The following is a 17,739-nucleotide window of genomic DNA, read 5'->3' on the forward strand; positions in this document are numbered from 1 at the left end:
CATGTTTAAAGCAGGGATTGCCTGTCAAGTGCAGGGCTCCCTTGATTCTTAAGGGCAAGGAGGTACCAAGGTTGAAAAGAAAGCTTATGACATTGGGATTGACTGCCGCAGTCGGAATGTCGGCGATTTTAATCCCGATCAAAAGCAACCATGCTTTAGCTTACGAAGACTTGGAGAAAAAGAAGAGCGACGTTCAGAGCAAGCAGTCGGAAAACCAGTCAAAACTTGAAAAAAAGAAGCGGGAACTTTCCGAGCTAGAGTCAAAGGAAGCAAGCTTGAAGAGCGATATCGAGAAGATTGACGGCAAAATGACCGACACGAATGAAAAGCTTGAAAAGAAAAAAGAAGAAATCGAGCAAACGAAGAAGCAGATCGACGAACTGAAACAGCAGATTCAAAAGCTGAAAAAGAAGATAGAGAAGCGTGACCGCATATTGAAAGAGCGGGTCCGATCCATGCAGGAAAACGGCGGTAACGTTCAATACATAGATGTTCTTCTCGGCTCGGATTCGTTTGCGGATTTCATCAGCCGTGCCAGCGCAGTATCGACCATTGTGACGGCGGACAAGGATTTAATGGAAGAGCAGAAAAAGGACCTTCAGCTCGTGGAGAAAAAAGAAGCAAAGCTGAATAAAAACCTGGAAAGCCTTGAAAAAGCGCTTAAAGATTTGGAAAAATTAAAAAAGACACTGGATGAGCAGCAAAAAGAAAAAACAAAAGTGATGGCGAAAGTGAAACAGGATCAAGACCATGTACACGATGAGCTTGGCTCACTTGAAAATGAAGCCGACGTTTTAAAGCGCCAGAATGAGGCGATAAAAGCGGAAGAAGAACTGCGCAAAAAGCAGGAAGCTGAAGAGCGCCGAAAGGCACAAAGCGGAAATTCAAAAGCTTCCGATGCAAAACCGTCCGCTCCAAGCAGCTCAGGCTTTATCCGCCCTGCTTCAGGGAGGCTGTCTTCAGGCTTTGGGCATCGTTCGGGCGGAAACCATTTTGGTATAGATATTGCCAAGCGAGGCTCAGGTGTACCGATTCATGCAGCGGCTGCGGGGACCGTGTATAATGCGCACTACTCGTCAAGCTATGGAAATGTTGTGTTCATCACCCATAACATCAATGGGCAAACGTATCAAACGGTTTATGCCCACATGTCTTCACTCAAAGTACGGACAGGCCAGCGCGTCAGTCAGGGACAAGTGATTGGCACGATGGGGAACACAGGGCACTCTTTTGGTCAGCACCTCCATTTCGAGATTCATAAAGGCCTGTGGAACAACGCAAAATCAAACGCCGTTGACCCAGCGAATTATATACCGCTATAATATCAAACCGGTTCGGTCCATGTAGACCGAACCGGTTTTTTGTCATTTTAGCGATCTCCGTGGCACCACCTTTTTTCAGGAGATTTTGCTATGGACTCATCAAACCAAAAAAGTAGAATAAACTCCAAAGCACTTCATGGTATACTAAATTAATCTGAAAAAAGAAGATCTGTTTGAACAGGAGTTTACATGATGACACATTTTACAATAAATGAAGAGATGATAAACAGCGAGTCGCTCCCGCCATTTACGCTTACGATCGAGGATACTTATGCCGCGGCAGTATATAGTGATACGGAGATACAGGCCGAACTCGTAAAGGTCCTCGAGAACAATGGCAAATTGACCGTTTTTGATCAACAGGAAGGTTTGTATCAGCGTCTGACGGTGGAGGGGAATATCGCTTTTTTCCATAAATGGTTCGGTTGTGAAACGCCACTGCCGGAAATTCTTGTACTGTTTGAACTGCAAAACTGTGCCAAAAAAACGCTGCATAAATGTTCGGAATCTGACATTCGCCGTGTCTATTTTGCGAAGTATTTCATGAGCGGTGTTCACCCGATGATCTTCCGCGAGCCGATCCATGGCACTGATGTCAGAACAATAAATACTTTTATGAACATGCTGCAAAAGTTGAGGGATCGCCACATACCTGTCATGATCTTATTATCCAATATGGAACACGCACTGCTGCTTGGGGATATAGCATACAAACTTCAGAAAAATGGTTTACAAAAAATCGAAATCATCGAAGGAGAAGAAAGGGCAACGGAAGCTAAAAACAGTGGAACAGCGACGACTACAAATTTTTTCAAGGTCCCGGCGAAAGTCGATGACAAGATGATATTATTTGATCCCTTGGAGATTGACTACATCGAAAGTCAGGATGGCAAAGCGATGATCGTTGTTCATGATGAATCATATGCGATGGATTCCACACTGGCAGAAATCGAGAAAAAATTAGCGGTTTATGGATTTTATCGATGTCATCGTTCGTATATCGTCAATTTACAAAAAGTCCGTGAAATCATTACATGGTCTAAAAATACATATTCACTGCGAATCGATAACAAATCCCAGTCGACGATTCCGTTGTCGCGAACGAAAATACAAGACATTCAGGAAAAATTCAGTCTGAAATAGGTACCGTTCACCCCATACAAACAGCATTTGCACGTATTTTAGTACAGTTTACCTTCGGGATGGTACATTCCATTCTCATATCACTGCATCAACTGGTTATATCCGTTACGATGAGAGTCGATCATCGAAGGGGGTTTTCAGTTGGAAAATGCAATAAAAGTAACAGGAATGCAGAAATCGTTTGGACGACACACAGCCATTAAAGATGTCAGTTTTCATGTGAAAAAGGGTGAAATTTTTGGATTGCTTGGACCAAGCGGATCAGGCAAAACAACAACGATTAAAATCTTAACCGGAGAACTTGGACAATCGGCGGGTAAAGTAACGGTGCTCGGGATGGATTCATCCCGAATTGGAACAGCTGATTTTAAATCCAAGGTCGGGATCCTATCTGATAACAGTTCACTATATGAGCGACTGACGATCTATGATAATCTGAAATTATTTTGTAAATTGTACCATGCTCCGCTAAGTCAAATCGATGTGATGTTGCGTGAGGTTAACCTGCACGATCAGCGAACGAAAACGGTCTCGAAGTTGTCAAAAGGGATGAAACAGCGTGTACTTTTGGCTAAAGCACTCATTCATACACCTGAACTGGTATTTCTGGATGAACCAACATCTGCATTGGACCCGGGAAATATGGCGCACATTCACCGTGGACTAAAGAAGCTGAATGAAGCGGGAACAACCATTTTTCTGACAACGCACAATATGGAGGAAGCGAATGAATTGTGTGACCGTGTTGCATTTTTGCATAAAGGTGAAATAGTGGAAATGGATCGTCCAGATGTACTCCGTTACAAGTACTCGACGCACGCATTTCATGTTGAAACATTTGATGGAGAACGGATCGTCATCAAAAATAAACCGGAAAATGCGGATCAGATTAAGGAATTGGTGATACACAATCGAGTGAAATCAATGCATACCGACAATCCGACGCTCGGCCAAATCTTTTTGAAAGTGACTGGGGAGGAGCTGATATAATGAATATTCAACGTATAAGTGCCATCTTTGAAAAAGATATAAAAGACTTTATGAAAAATATGATGCTATTGATGATGCCGTTGATCCCGATTATATTATCGCTTTTATATGAGCGGATGAGCGCTGGCAAAGAGCTCCCTATTTATGTCATATATATCATTGTTGGGGCAACGTATTCAGCGGTTACTTCAAGCGGCATGATGACCATGATGGCAGAGGAAAATGAAAAGAAGACATTACGCGGTCTGATTCAGTCACCAGCGTCGTTTCTCGATATTATTGTCGGCAAAAGTCTTGTGATCGGATTGATGACTTTTATTTCCCTTGTTGTATCACTACTAATCGTTGGTTTTGACCCGTTTCTTCATTTCAGAGCGCTTCTTGGGTTGATCTTATTGTTCTTATACTTTTTATTGCTTGGCATTGGCATTGGCCTATTTTCCAAGTCAATCGCTGCAACGTCTGCATACATCATGCCAGTGATGTTTCTGTTCGGATTTACATCGATGATTGAATTTCTTGGTTTGGATAAAGACAGTATCATCATCAAAGTTGCAGATACTTTTCCAATCATGCAAGCAATTGAGATACACGATACCAACTCCTGGCTGCCACTCGGTATTATAGCTGTTTGGGTTTTAGGCGCAGCCCTGTTTATGTATGTTTGTTTTAAGAAGACGATGACAGACGATTAATAGGGCTTTTTAAAAAGGCTGGGGAACTCCCGCCAACGAAGTGAGACTTGAAAAAGCGTACCTTTTCCAGCTTCATGCAGCTGCATTTCGATAAGAGTGCAGCTGTTTTTTATATTGCTTTCGCCTGGTATTACTTCACCATCCAAGGCTGAGAGATAATGTACATCCAGTGAAAGCCAACAAGGCTATTGTTACAATGAAAATAAAACAACCCTCATCTTTACGTTCATAAAATCAGCTTGTCAGAAAATATCTCCAGGTATAGAATGAAAGTGATATCAGTCGACTGTCGACAATTTAAAAAAAGCGAGGAGATTGGCCGATGAAAGTATTCAACATTGCCAGCATACCTGGAGACGGTGTGGGAAAAGAAGTCGTACCTGCAGCACAGCGTGTTTTGAAAGCGGTTTCTGATGTTCACGGAGGAATCTCATTTCAGTTTACAGAATTTCCATACAGCTGTGAGTATTATTTGGAGCACGGGGAAATGATGCCTGAAGACGGGTTGGAGCGGCTGAAGGACTTTGACAGCATATTTTTGGGAGCTGTCGGCAACAGCAAGCTTGTGCCGGACCATGTTTCATTATGGGGGCTGCTCATTAAAATACGCCGTGAATTCGAACAAGTCATCAATATTAGACCGGCGAAGTTTTTACAAGGGATCAAATCACCTTTAGCCAACCCGAAAGATTTTGATCTGCTTGTCGTCCGCGAAAACAGCGAAGGCGAATACAGCACGGTCGGCGGAAGAATCTACAGAGATGAAGAAGAAATCGCCATCCAAAACGCCGTTTTTTCAAGAAGAGGAGCGGAAAGGGCGATGCGCTTTGCGTTTGAGATGGCAGCCAAACGTAAACAACATGTCACGAGTGCGACAAAGTCAAACGGAATCATTCATTCGATGCCTTTCTGGGATGAAGTCTTTAAACAGACCGCCAAGGATTATCCGGATATCGCAACCGACTCACAGCACATTGACGCGCTGACGGCGTTTTTTGTCACGAAGCCTGAGAAGTTTGACGTTATCGTTGCCAGCAACCTGTTCGGCGACATTTTAACCGATATCGGGGCGGCGATCATGGGTAGTGTAGGTATCGCGCCTGCGGCCAATATCAATGTAAACGGCAAATATCCGTCCATGTTTGAACCGGTGCACGGCTCAGCGCCCGATATTATCGGAAAAGGGATCGCCAATCCAATCGGACAAATCTGGACGGCGAAAATGATGCTCGACCATTTTGGGGAAGAGGAGCTTGGAAGCAAACTGCTGGATGTCATTGAAGATGTGCTGAAAAGCGGCTTTTTAACCCCTGATATTGGCGGAGCGTATACGACGGAAGAAGTGACAGATGAAGTGATCAAACGTCTCAAATATGCATAGGTAACAATGAAAAACTGCCGGTGTCATCCGGCGGTTTTTTTGAACCCTTCATTACATGAAAACAGCAATGTTGGCACATACTACATCAAGCAAACATAGTGCAGCGAGAAGAGGAGGTATAGGATGAACCAGAAAATTGCACGTCTCATCATGGCCGTCTGCCTGCTGTATGGTCTTTTATCAGGTGCTGCCCCAGCCCTTGCGGAGGGCAAAGATGAAGCCATGCAGAAGATTGAAAAAGCGTACGATCTGATCTCAAACGAATATGTAGAGCAGGTAGATAAAGAAAAGCTGTTGGAAGGCGCCATTCAAGGCATGCTTTCAACATTAAACGACCCATATTCCGTTTATATGGATAAACAGACTGCAAAACGATTTTCCGATTCTCTTGATTCCTCCTTTGAAGGAATCGGTGCGGAAATTGGCATGGAAGACCGAAAGATCATCATCGTTTCCCCATTTAAAAGGTCTCCGGCAGAAAAGGCCGGATTAAAACCGAATGATGAAATTTTGAGCATTGACGGAGAATCGATGGCGGGAATGGATTTGAATGATGCCGTACTTAAGATCAGGGGAAAAAAGGGTTCTACGGTTACGCTGAAGGTTCACCGCCCCGGTATGAGAGATCAGCTGACATTTAAGATCAAACGCGACGAAATCCCGCTTGAGACCGTTTTTGCATCCATTAAGAAAGTACAGAACAAGCCGGTCGGTTACATCGCGATTTCTTCTTTTTCCGAACATACAGCCAAGGATTTTGCGGCAGAACTGAAAAGGCTTGAGAAAAAGGGAATAAAAGGTCTTGTGTTGGATGTGAGGGGGAATCCCGGAGGATATTTGCAAAGTGTTGAAGAAATTTTAAAACATTTTGTGACAAAAGATCATCCGTATATTCAAATTGCCGAAAGAAACGGAAATAAAAAGCAATACTTCTCCAAACTTAAAGAGAAAAAGCCATATCCTGTAAGTGTGATCACGGATAAAGGGAGCGCTTCCGCTTCGGAAATTCTTGCCGGTGCATTAAAAGAAGCGGAGGGTTATCAGGTCGTCGGCGACCCTTCTTTTGGGAAAGGCACTGTGCAGCAGGCTGTTCCGATGGGGGATGGAAGCAATATCAAGCTGACCTTGTATAAATGGCTGACACCAAAAGGAAACTGGATCCATAAGAAAGGAATCCAGCCGACCGTTCCCGTAGCACAGCCTGCTTATTTCTCAGTGGGACCTGTACAGCTGAAAGAGCCGCTCAAGCTCGATATGAACAGCCGTGAAATCAAGCGCGCCCAGCTGCTTTTAAAAGGTCTTGGCTTTGATCCGGGCCGGTATGACGGATACTTCCATGAAGGCACTAAAAAAGCGGTGCTGGCCTTTCAGGCACAAAATAAGATGAAAAAGAATGGGGTCATTGACCAAAAAACGGCAAATACAATGAATCTTCGGATCGAGGAAAAAAAGATGGATGATCAAAACGATCTGCAGCTTCAGGCAGCGTTGAAAGTGCTATTTGACAAAAAGTGAGGATAACGGAATATCCTCACTTTTCTTATATTCGGAAAGTAAATTCTCAACCTTTTTACCTAAAATTTTTGTTTTTTCATAAAAAAAACATTCATAATGAATAGAAATGACCCGATAACATAAGTATATGGGAGACTTTATAAGGATGTAAAGATGCAGTAAAAATGTAACTTTTGCAAGTTGTATAGCAAAGGAAAAGTTTTTAAAATAGAAACAGACCTTTCATAAATTATAATGCGTGCATTTTTTTTGCGAAGAATGTTAGCGCTGTTTGCGTTCTTCGTCTCTGGTTGGTGGAGTCGTCTGACGCTTGCGCTTTTCTTATATATAAATCATAAATGGGGGTACACGATTGAAAAGGGCAAGTATTGTGAGAGAGAAAAAATACTATGAATTAGTGGAGCAGTTAAAAGTTCGATCACAAGACGTTACATTTTCCGCTACAAAGGCAGTGGGGCTGCTGATGCTGTTCAGCAGATACCTCGTGAACTACACTTCCGTTGAGAGTGTGGAAGACATTAATGAGGAATGTGCGGAGCTTTATTTCAACTATTTGATGGACAACCATAAGCGCCTTGGCATCAATTTAACAGATATCAAACGGTCCATGCAGCTGATTGGAGATATTTTGGATGTTGAGGTCAATCATTATTTAAAGGATTTTTCGCTCTCCAATGTGACGCTTTGGATGAGCCAAGAAAAATAAACCTCGCGTTTACCATACCCAAGGATTTTATTATTTGTTAGAATAATAATAAAATGCACCAGCTTGCCTGAAGGTGCTGGCATTTCTCGTCACGAATGCGCGTTTAAAAGCGCCCGGCGTCTTGCAAGTGACGAATCGAGGCACTGCTCAGGCGTCTCCGTCTGAGCGTCCGTCCTCTGTTGTTCCTTTGCTAAAGGATGCCAAGACAAGCTGGATTTCTCCATAAAATATCCAACGTGAAAAGGCCGTCGCATGTGCGGCGGCACCTGCATGCTTGGTTTGAGGCGGTGAACGTTTCCTTGTCAGTTGAAGAAAGCTTGATTGAACTTTTAAAAGGAGCCGGATGGTTTTTTGTGCACCCGCTCTTCTATTTTATGATGGTCATGAGCTTGGCTTACGGCTATGCCCGGATCAAACGTGAAAGAAAAACATTTCATACGCGCATTGAAGATATTTATGATGAACTTCAGTTTACATATTCAAAAGGGATTTTGGCGGGCATCCTTCTGTCCATTGTTACCTTTGGACTTGGGCTGTCCCTCCCGTTCGGAATGCTGATCATCATTGCGGCAGTGACCGCAATTTGTGCTTTAACGTTCAGGCAGAGCATGCTGTCTTCGGCTTACACGCTCGGCTTGAGCATATTAGCCGGCATTTCGCTCGAGTACGTCAATCCGGACGCGATTGATCAGGTGATCCCGCAGCTATCCTTCGCAAATTGGCCGGCAGCCGCCGTCCTGCTCGGTCTTCTTCTGTTTACTGAAGGGATGCTGGCTTACAAAACGGCCCATGTCAGGACGTCCCCGTCAATTGTGATGAGCAGGAGGGGGCTGCCGATCGGACAGCAGATCGCGGGCCGCGTTTGGCTCCTGCCTTTGTTCATTTTGATTCCCGGGCAGGCGATCGAATCGTCCGTCCCATGGTGGCCTGTTCTGTCCGTTCACGACGGCGCCTTTCAATTATTGTGGATCCCGTATTTTGTCGGTTTCGGGCAGCGGGTTCAAGGGTCGCTTCCGATTGTCAGCATCAAAATTACAGCAAGGCGCATCAGTGTTCTCGGTATCATCACATTGCTGATTGCAGCAGGAAGTATATGGTGGACGCCGCTTGCCGCCGCAGCAGCCGTCACCGCTGTGGCCGGCAGAGCCTTTCTGACTTGGAAGCAGCGGATGAACGATAATTCCGCACCTTTCTACTTTTCTAAAAGAGATCGCGGGCTGATGGTGCTCGGAATCATTCCCAACACCCCGGCTGCCGGCCTCGGCCTTCAGATCGGCGAAATTATTACGAAAGTGAACGGCATCGAAGTCAAAAATGAAGCGGATTTTTATGAAGCACTCCAAAAAAACCGCGCCTTCTTCAAGCTTGAAGTGGTCGGCTTGAACAACGAGGTCCGCTTTGAGCAGAGGGCTTCATATGAAGGAGAGCATCATGAGCTCGGGATTTTGTTTGTGAAAGATGAAGCTCCGGCCCTTGCCGAAACGGCTGCGGCTAAGGAAACGCACTAATTCCGGTTTCCCAAAAAAGCGTCTGGTTCAGGCGCTTTTTCTCTTGTTGTAAAAGAAACGCGAACCGTTTTTATTGTGTTTTTTCTAACGTTCCGATATTGTGATGAATAGATCTGGTTGAAGGAGTAGGTTGAATGAAAAAGGCTTTTCTCTCGGGTATAATCGTATGTTTTGCTGCTGCACTGATTTCGGCGGTTGCCGGCGATTGGACCTTTATCTACAAAATTTCCGGAACAGCCGGTCTTGGCTCAATGATTCTGTCAGCCTTGCTTTCGTTCGTGAGCGGAGATCGTTTTGGTGGAAGAGACGGGAACGGAAAGATGACGAATGGACTCGCCGTTTTTGCGCTGCCGAATCTATTGGCGGCCGGAATCTCATTATTTTTCGCCTTTTAGAAGAGCCGCTTTCGAATAATGCGGCTTTCATTTGGGTAACATAAAAAAGTGAGTGCCCGCGTTTGTCCGTTTCTTTGTTCTTTAATATAATCGAATAAGATCAACAAACGTGAGGAGGGTTTTTGTGTTTACAAAAGCCGTTTTTGCACTAATTTTTCCTTTTTTCCTTGTCTTGTTTTTTACAAGGGTGACCTATAATCATTATGTCGGAATCGCGCTTACGGCTGCGCTGTTATTCGCTTCCTATTTAAAGGGTTATACGGAAACCTTTTTTATCGTAGGACTTGATGTCGTCTCGCTTGTGGCCGGTGCTCTTTATGCGGCCAAAAAGGCCGGCGAAAAGAAGGAAGACTCATAGAAACCGCCGTGAATTTGCTGTGAAGCCCTGCTTTTGATGAGAAAAAGGAGGGATTTTTTGATGGGGCGAAAAAACGGTTTGTGGAAAAACACAAAAACCGAACTTTAGTTCGTATTTTTTGTTTGGATGTGTTAAAATAATAAAACAGGAAGATTTCGTAAAGAAACGGAGGCTTTTTTGTGAAAGACCGCTTTGAATTAGTCTCGAATTATCAGCCCCAGGGCGATCAGCCGAAAGCGATTGAACAGCTTGTTGCAGGCATTCGGGAAGGCAAAAAGCATCAAACGCTCCTGGGGGCGACCGGTACAGGCAAGACGTTTACGATGTCAAACGTGATTAAAGAGGTCAATAAACCGACGCTTGTCATCGCCCACAACAAAACGCTTGCCGGTCAGCTGTACAGCGAGTTTAAGGAGTTTTTCCCGAACAACGCAGTCGAATATTTTGTGAGCTATTACGACTACTATCAGCCGGAGGCCTATGTGCCTCAGACCGATACGTTTATTGAAAAAGACGCCAGCATTAATGATGAGATAGATAAATTGAGGCACTCAGCCACATCCGCTCTTTTTGAACGCAAAGATGTCATCATCGTGGCGAGTGTCTCTTGTATTTACGGTTTGGGTTCGCCGGAGGAATATAGAGAGCTCGTGCTTTCGCTCAGAACGGAGATGGAAATTGAGCGCAATGAGCTTCTCAGAAAGCTCGTTGACATTCAGTATGCCCGGAATGACATCGATTTTCAGCGCGGGACATTCAGGGTGCGCGGCGATGTCGTCGAAATCTTTCCGGCTTCAAGGGATGAGCACTGCATCCGCATCGAGTTTTTCGGAGACGAAATCGAACGGATCAGGGAAGTCGATGCCTTGACAGGCGAAATTTTAGGGGAGCGGGACCATGTTGCCATCTTTCCGGCTTCCCACTTCGTCACCCGTGAAGAAAAGATGAAGAAAGCGATCGTGAACATTGAATCGGAGCTGGAAGAACGCCTTAAAGTTCTGCATGATGAAGGAAAGCTGCTTGAAGCGCAGCGCCTTGAGCAGCGGACGAGATACGATCTGGAAATGATGCGTGAAATGGGCTTTTGCTCAGGGATCGAAAACTATTCCAGACATTTGACGCTGCGTCCGGCAGGGTCCACTCCGTATACACTGCTCGATTATTTTCCCGATGACTTTTTGATGGTCATCGATGAGTCTCATGTCACGATTCCGCAGGTCAGAGGAATGTACAACGGAGACCAGGCCAGAAAGCAGGTCCTCGTCGACCACGGCTTCCGGCTTCCTTCGGCTTTAGACAACAGGCCGCTGAGGTTTGAAGAGTTTGAAAAGCACATTCACAACATAGTGTATGTTTCTGCGACGCCTGGTCCGTATGAACTGGAACATTCTCCTGAAATGGTTGAACAGATCATCCGTCCGACCGGACTGCTCGATCCGATTATCGAAGTAAGGCCGATCGAAGGGCAGATCGATGACCTGATCGGCGAAATCAGGCAGCGCATCGACCGGAATGAACGCGTCCTCGTCACGACGCTGACGAAGAAAATGTCAGAGGATTTGACCGACTACCTGAAGGAAATCGGCATAAAGGTGACCTATCTGCATTCCGAGATTAAAACGCTGGAACGGATCGAAATCATCCGCGACCTGCGCCTCGGCAAGCATGACGTTCTCGTCGGCATCAACCTGCTGAGGGAGGGGCTTGACATCCCTGAAGTTTCGCTTGTGGCGATATTGGATGCGGATAAAGAAGGCTTCCTCCGCTCTGAGCGTTCCTTGATTCAAACGATTGGCCGGGCGGCGAGAAATGCCGAGGGCCGGGTCATCATGTACGCGGATAACATCACGGGCTCCATGGAAATCGCGATCAATGAAACGAAGCGGCGCAGGCAGCAGCAGGAAGCATACAACAAGGAACACGGCATTACACCGAAAACGATCAACAAGAAGATCCGCGACGTCATCCGCGCGACACATGTGGCTGAAGAACAGGAAGAATACAAAGCAAAAGAGGAACCGAAGCTTTCAAAACTGACGAAGAAAGAGCGCGAAAAAGTGATCGCCCAGATGGAGCACGATATGAAGGAAGCGGCAAAAGCGCTTGATTTCGAACGGGCCGCCGAGCTTCGGGACCTACTTCTAGAGTTAAAATCGGAAGGATGAATAGAGTATGGCAATGGAACGAATTGAGGTGAAAGGAGCAAGGGCTCATAACCTGAAAAACATCGATGTCTCGATTCCTCGGGATAAGCTTGTCGTGCTGACAGGCCTTTCGGGTTCAGGGAAATCGTCCCTTGCGTTTGACACGATTTATGCGGAGGGGCAAAGGCGTTATGTCGAGTCTCTATCCGCGTATGCCCGCCAGTTTTTAGGGCAGATGGACAAACCTGATGTGGATGCGATCGAAGGTCTTTCACCAGCGATCAGCATCGATCAGAAAACGACGAGCCGCAACCCCCGTTCGACGGTCGGAACGGTCACGGAAATTTATGACTACCTCCGCTTGCTGTTTGCGAGAGTCGGGAAGCCGGTTTGCCCTGTTCACGGCATTGAAATTACGTCGCAGACGATCGAACAGATGACGGACCGGATTCTGGAATATCCTGAACGCACGAAGATTCAAGTGCTTGCTCCGGTCGTGTCAGGGCGGAAAGGCACTCATGTGAAAATCCTCGAACAAATTAGAAAACAGGGTTATGTGAGAGTCCGAATCGACGGCGAAATGAACGACCTTTCCGAGGATATTGAACTTGAGAAAAATAAAAAGCATTCGATCGAAGTCGTTGTTGACCGCATCGTCATTAAAGAAGGCGTGACAGCCCGCCTCACAGATTCGCTTGAAACCGCGCTCCGCCTTGGCGAAGGACGGGTGATCATCGATGTAATCGGCGAAGAGGAGCTGCTTTTCAGCGAGCATCATGCCTGTCCGCACTGTGGCTTCTCGATCGGAGAGCTCGAGCCGCGAATGTTTTCTTTCAACAGTCCGTTCGGCGCCTGTCCAAGTTGCGACGGTCTCGGTTCTAAATTGGAAGTCGATGTCGACCTTGTGATTCCAAATGATGAGCTGTCGCTTAAACAGCATGCGATCGCACCATGGGAACCGCAGAGCTCCCAATATTATCCGAAGCTTTTGGAGGCGGTTTGCAGCCATTATGGAATCGATATGGATGTGCCGGTGAAGGAACTGCCGAAACACCAGCTTGAGAAAATCCTCTATGGAAGCGGCGGGGAGCAGATCTATTTTAGATATGAAAATGACTTTGGTCAGGTTCGTGAAAGTTATATCGAATTTGAAGGCGTTATTCGAAATATCGAAAGACGTTATAAAGAAACGAGCTCAGACTACATCCGCGAACAGATGGAAAAATACATGGCCAACCAGCCGTGCCCTTCCTGTAAAGGATACCGGCTGAAAAAGGAAGCATTGGCCGTTTTGGTAAACGGCCTTCATATCGGAAAAATAACCGAGATGTCGGTGACAAACGCCCTTCAATTTTTCCGTGAGCTAAAGCTTTCGGAGAAAGATATGAAGATTGCCAATCTGATTTTGCGGGAGATTGAAGAACGGCTCGGGTTTTTAAACAATGTCGGCCTTGATTATTTGACGCTGAGCCGCGCCGCCGGTACCCTGTCAGGCGGGGAAGCTCAGAGGATCCGTCTCGCGACGCAAATCGGTTCAAGGCTGACCGGCGTCCTCTACATCCTTGATGAGCCGTCGATCGGCCTTCACCAGCGCGACAATGACCGGCTGATTGATACGCTGAAAAACATGCGTGATATCGGCAATACCTTGATCGTCGTTGAGCATGACGAGGATACGATGCTTGCCGCCGATTATTTAATTGATATCGGACCGGGAGCGGGCATTCACGGAGGAGAAGTGATTTCCTCAGGGAAGCCGGAAGAAGTGATGAATGATGAAAAATCACTGACAGGGCAATATCTTTCAGGGAAAAAGTTTATCCCGCTTCCCGCTGAGAGAAGAAAACCAGACGGACGCTTTATCGAAATCAAAGGTGCTAAAGAAAACAATCTGAAAAATGTTTCCGTCAAATTTCCGCTCGGCGTGTTTGCCGCGGTCACAGGCGTTTCCGGATCAGGGAAAAGTACGCTTGTCAATGAAATTCTGCACAAGACACTTGCGCAGAAGCTCCATCGGGCTAAGACAAAGCCGGGAGAACATAAAGAAATGAAAGGGATTGAGCATCTCGAAAAGGTCATCGATATCGATCAGTCTCCGATCGGCCGGACACCGAGGTCGAATCCGGCCACATACACCGGGGTGTTCGATGATATCCGTGATGTGTTTGCTCAGACGAACGAGGCCAAAGTCAGGGGTTATAAGAAAGGCCGCTTCAGTTTCAATGTGAAAGGCGGCCGCTGTGAGGCGTGCAAGGGCGACGGGATCATCAAAATCGAAATGCATTTTCTCCCGGATGTATATGTGCCTTGCGAAGTCTGTCATGGCAAGAGGTATAACCGGGAGACGCTTCAGGTCACGTACAAAGGGAAAAATATTTCCGATGTGCTTGAAATGACTGTCGAAAAAGCGGTGCAGTTTTTTGAAAACATACCGAAGATCAAACGCAAGCTGCAGACCCTGTATGATGTAGGGCTCGGCTATATTACACTGGGACAGCCTGCAACAACGCTTTCCGGCGGTGAAGCGCAGCGTGTCAAACTGGCGTCTGAGTTGCACCGGCGTTCAACAGGACGATCCCTTTACATTTTGGACGAGCCGACGACAGGCCTCCATGTCGATGACATCGCAAGGCTTTTGACCGTTCTTCAGCGCCTCGTTGATAATGGGGACACCGTGCTTGTTATTGAGCATAACCTCGATATTATTAAAGCGGCTGATTATTTGATTGATTTGGGACCGGAAGGCGGAGACGGCGGAGGGAAAATTATCGCTGCCGGAACGCCTGAAGAAGTGATGAAGGCGGAAGGTTCATATACGGGACGCTATTTGAAGCCGATCATCGAACGCGACAAAAAAAGAATGAAGGAACGGCTTCAGGAGAAGGAAGCTGTCAAACCTTGATAAATGGGCTGCCGGCATCGAGCCGGCAGCTTTTTCGATTGCTCTTTTTTGTATAGCTGTTATAAGGTAAAACAAGGACGTGCACATACAAGACGTTCGGTTAATGGGATCATATAGAAGTGATAAACGCCGCAGACATTATTCCTGATCATGCCTGTCGACCTGTTTAGTCAATTCAATCAGGCTGTTGATGATGTGTGTACTGCTGCTGCTCAGCAAAACCTTTAAATAACGGATTTCACTGGAAAGCGGAGGAGCGGAGTTGATTGCTTCCAGTCGGTTGATGATTTCCTGGTTCATTCTTTTTTGTTCCTGAATCAGTTCCAGAAGCTTTGGGGTGAGTGATGCGGACTCTTCCGATTTCTGTTTCATTGCGCCTCCTCCTTTTCACACTAGCTTTTCCACATATTTTAAAGGGTTATAAAAAAAGAATCTATTCATAAAATCTAAAAAAATCAATTCGCGAAGATTGACGCATGCCTATCGAATGAAAATGAAACCAAAAGGCCATGATACTCGTAAACTTGAGTATAAGGTCATTGTACATTGGACTCAAGGGAGCGCGGACTTACATTGACAAGCTGGTATAGGAGAGTGGTATGAATGACTAGAAGTAATGCGTTGATTTCGGCAATTTGTTATTTTAGCGTTTTTTTTGCCCCGCTTATTTTGCCTATTGCTGCGTATTTTATAACAGATGACCGAGAAACGAAAAAACATGCGCTGCGGTCGCTGGTATCACATATTATTCCGTTTATAAGCGTCGTCATATTGGCAGCAGGCGCAATCAGCGGTACGATTATTTTTAATGATAACGGTTTTCTGGCGCTTTTTTCTGTTTTTGGGGCCTTCATTTTTTTCGGGGTCATCAGTTTGATTATTGTCATCTGGAACGTCGTCCAAGGGATTAAAATGCTGACACAAGCATAATTGACGGAGAACGGGGGAGCTTTTGATGAAAAATGAAAAAGAACGGATTTTAAAGCTTGTTGAAACGGGAAAACTGTCGGCGAAAGAGGCGCTGATTTTGATTGAAAAACTAGAAGATGACTACAGGCAGACTGAAAGCAAGGTGACGGCCTTATCTGAGGATGTCCTTGATTCAGACCACTTTTACAGCGAAAAAAAGCGGGAGCCGAAGCCATCGATCGGATCAAAACTGTTTGAGTGGATCGATACCGCTGTGAAAAAGGTAAAAGAGGTTGACTTGGACTTGAACTTTGGGCAATCATATGATGTCCAACATATTTTTCAATTCAAAGATACCGATTTTTCCACTCTTGATATTCAGTTGGCAAACGGCAGCGTCAACCTCATGCCATGGGACGATGGCGACATTCGCGTCGAGTGCCAGGCGAAGGTATACCGCGTCGATAACCAAGAGGAAGCAAGGCAGGCTTTTCTTCAGCATATAGATTGCGGTACGGAAGGCGATAAATTTATGATCCGTACCGAGAAAAAAACGATGAAGACCAATCTCACCGTTTATATTCCAAACAAGGAATACGGCAAAATCCGCTTTAAGCTGTTTAATGGCCCTGTCAGGGGGGAACATTTAAGCGTAAAAGAGCTCTCAGCCAAAACGACAAACGGTGTGCTGTCTTTTTCCGCTCTGACCGCCGAAAAGGCAGCGCTTGAAACGGCGAATGGACAGATCAAACTTGCTGATCATGACTGCGGAGAGATTGAAGCGGAAACGATCAATGGCTTGATTGATATAAAAGGGTCATGCGAGTCTCTGGATTTGCAGAGCTTTAACGGCAATATTGCTGCAACTGTCAAAAATCCGCATTGCCGTTCGGCATATGTGAAAACGACGACGGGCTCTATCGAGTTGAACGTCCCGCGCGATTGTGCGGTAACCGCTGAGCTGAAAAGCAATTTGGGCTTCCTGTCAAACGATCTTAGAGATGCGGAAATTCTCAAAGAAAAAAATGAGACCATCCAAAAAGAAATGCATGTCAAAGCGAATCAGAACCATGATCACAGCATGACAGTGTTTTTGGAAACAAAGACAGGATCGATCCATTTAAACCATACACAGGAGTGATACGATGAAAAGGCTATTTCGATCCGAAACAGACAGAAAAATTGCAGGGGTCGTGGGAGGGCTGGCAGAATATTTAAATATAGATGCGTCTTTATTGCGCATTATCACCGTTTTATTATTTATATTTTCGACGGGAATTCCCGTGGTGCTGATTTATATCGTCTGGGTGTTTCTCGTTCCGAATGAAGGAGACGTCAAATCGTGATGAGATGGATCATAAACGTTCTTGTCAACGCCTTGTTATTAATCGTTATTGCTGGTTATTTTGATTCGGTTCATGTCAGAAGCATCGGTGCAGCCATTACGGCAAGTCTGATTTTGTCGATTTTGAATATGTTTGTGAAGCCGGTGCTGATCATCCTGACATTGCCTGTCACCGTTGTGACGCTTGGCTTGTTCTTATTTGTAATCAATGCACTCACGCTCTATATGACGGCAGCCATTATGGGTGACAGTTTTGATCTTGACGGCTTTGGGACAGCTATTTTTGCATCGATTGTCCTGTCGGTTTTCCATCTGCTCATCCAAAAAGCGATCATCGAGCCGATGACGAGAAAATAAAAAGGAGTCTGATTCCATCAGGCTTCTTTTTTTGTCTTTCAACATATTTCATAAAATGGGCCAAACAAG

At 45.6% G+C, this 17,739-nt stretch carries 17 protein-coding genes; 16 read left to right on the top strand and 1 reads right to left on the bottom strand.

What is annotated here, in order from left to right; genetic code table 11:
• The first annotated feature begins 71 nt into the window (after positions 1–71).
• The 12 genes from M654_RS03550 (at position 72) to uvrA (ending at position 15,059) form a co-directional block, all read left to right on the top strand.
• Entirely contained in the window at positions 72–1,322 is a 1,251-nt protein-coding gene (locus tag M654_RS03550) for a murein hydrolase activator EnvC family protein (RefSeq protein WP_026588919.1), read from the top strand.
• A gap of 192 nt (positions 1,323–1,514) precedes the next feature.
• On the top strand, positions 1,515–2,465 hold the full coding sequence (locus tag M654_RS03555; protein WP_026588918.1) for a LytTR family transcriptional regulator DNA-binding domain-containing protein: 951 nt from the start codon (positions 1,515–1,517) through the stop codon (positions 2,463–2,465).
• A gap of 141 nt (positions 2,466–2,606) precedes the next feature.
• Positions 2,607–3,455 (top strand): ABC transporter ATP-binding protein, encoded by an 849-nt coding sequence (locus M654_RS03560; protein ID WP_026588917.1) that lies wholly within the window; start codon positions 2,607–2,609, stop codon positions 3,453–3,455.
• On the top strand, positions 3,455–4,150 hold the full coding sequence (locus M654_RS03565; protein WP_026588916.1) for an ABC transporter permease: 696 nt from the start codon (positions 3,455–3,457) through the stop codon (positions 4,148–4,150). The genes M654_RS03560 and M654_RS03565 overlap by 1 nt, the downstream gene beginning before the upstream one ends.
• Before the next feature lie 322 nt (positions 4,151–4,472).
• Positions 4,473–5,531, top strand: a complete 1,059-nt coding sequence (locus M654_RS03570; RefSeq protein WP_026588915.1) for a tartrate dehydrogenase — start codon at positions 4,473–4,475, stop codon at positions 5,529–5,531.
• Between the two features lie 123 nt (positions 5,532–5,654).
• Positions 5,655–7,046 (top strand): carboxy-terminal processing protease CtpB, encoded by a 1,392-nt coding sequence (gene ctpB, locus M654_RS03575; RefSeq protein ID WP_026588914.1) that lies wholly within the window; start codon positions 5,655–5,657, stop codon positions 7,044–7,046.
• A 352-nt stretch (positions 7,047–7,398) separates the two neighbouring features.
• Positions 7,399–7,752 (top strand): swarming motility protein SwrAA, encoded by a 354-nt coding sequence (swrA, locus tag M654_RS03580; RefSeq protein WP_035428513.1) that lies wholly within the window; start codon positions 7,399–7,401, stop codon positions 7,750–7,752.
• Positions 7,753–8,051: 299 nt separating this feature from the next.
• Entirely contained in the window at positions 8,052–9,260 is a 1,209-nt protein-coding gene (locus tag M654_RS03585; RefSeq protein WP_026588912.1) for a PDZ domain-containing protein, read from the top strand.
• Between the two features lie 134 nt (positions 9,261–9,394).
• Entirely contained in the window at positions 9,395–9,655 is a 261-nt protein-coding gene (locus M654_RS03590; RefSeq protein ID WP_026588911.1) for a DUF5316 family protein, read from the top strand.
• A gap of 124 nt (positions 9,656–9,779) precedes the next feature.
• On the top strand, positions 9,780–10,013 hold the full coding sequence (locus M654_RS03595; protein ID WP_026588910.1) for a CsbA family protein: 234 nt from the start codon (positions 9,780–9,782) through the stop codon (positions 10,011–10,013).
• 179 nt (positions 10,014–10,192) lie between these two features.
• Positions 10,193–12,178, top strand: coding sequence for an excinuclease ABC subunit UvrB (gene uvrB, locus M654_RS03600; RefSeq protein ID WP_026588909.1), 1,986 nt, complete (start codon positions 10,193–10,195; stop codon positions 12,176–12,178).
• A 7-nt stretch (positions 12,179–12,185) separates the two neighbouring features.
• Positions 12,186–15,059 carry an excinuclease ABC subunit UvrA gene (gene uvrA, locus M654_RS03605; RefSeq protein ID WP_026588908.1) on the top strand — a complete coding sequence of 958 codons (2,874 nt, stop codon included), beginning with the start codon at positions 12,186–12,188 and terminating at the stop codon, positions 15,057–15,059.
• A gap of 138 nt (positions 15,060–15,197) precedes the next feature.
• On the opposite strand, the gene M654_RS03610 is transcribed toward uvrA, so the two are convergent.
• Positions 15,198–15,431, bottom strand: coding sequence for a hypothetical protein (locus M654_RS03610; RefSeq protein WP_026588907.1), 234 nt, complete (start codon positions 15,429–15,431; stop codon positions 15,198–15,200).
• 231 nt (positions 15,432–15,662) lie between these two features.
• Here M654_RS03610 and M654_RS03615 point away from each other — a divergent pair, with 231 nt between their 5' ends.
• From M654_RS03615 to M654_RS03630, 4 genes are read left to right on the top strand one after another with little or no spacing between them, the layout of a single operon-like run.
• Positions 15,663–15,989: a hypothetical protein gene (locus tag M654_RS03615; RefSeq protein ID WP_026588906.1), complete on the top strand. Its 327-nt coding sequence runs from the start codon at positions 15,663–15,665 to the stop codon at positions 15,987–15,989.
• 25 nt (positions 15,990–16,014) lie between these two features.
• Entirely contained in the window at positions 16,015–17,109 is a 1,095-nt protein-coding gene (locus M654_RS03620; RefSeq protein ID WP_026588905.1) for a DUF4097 family beta strand repeat-containing protein, read from the top strand.
• A 4-nt stretch (positions 17,110–17,113) separates the two neighbouring features.
• Positions 17,114–17,314, top strand: coding sequence for a PspC domain-containing protein (locus M654_RS03625; protein WP_026588904.1), 201 nt, complete (start codon positions 17,114–17,116; stop codon positions 17,312–17,314).
• Complete coding sequence (locus M654_RS03630) at positions 17,314–17,670, top strand: phage holin family protein (protein WP_372708934.1); 357 nt, start codon at positions 17,314–17,316, stop codon at positions 17,668–17,670. The genes M654_RS03625 and M654_RS03630 overlap by 1 nt, the downstream gene beginning before the upstream one ends.
• Positions 17,671–17,739: the final 69 nt, after the last annotated feature.

The sequence above is a fragment of the Bacillus sp. NSP9.1 genome (assembly GCF_000465465.2).
GTDB classification, from domain to species: Bacteria; Bacillota; Bacilli; order Bacillales; family Bacillaceae; genus Bacillus; species Bacillus sonorensis_A.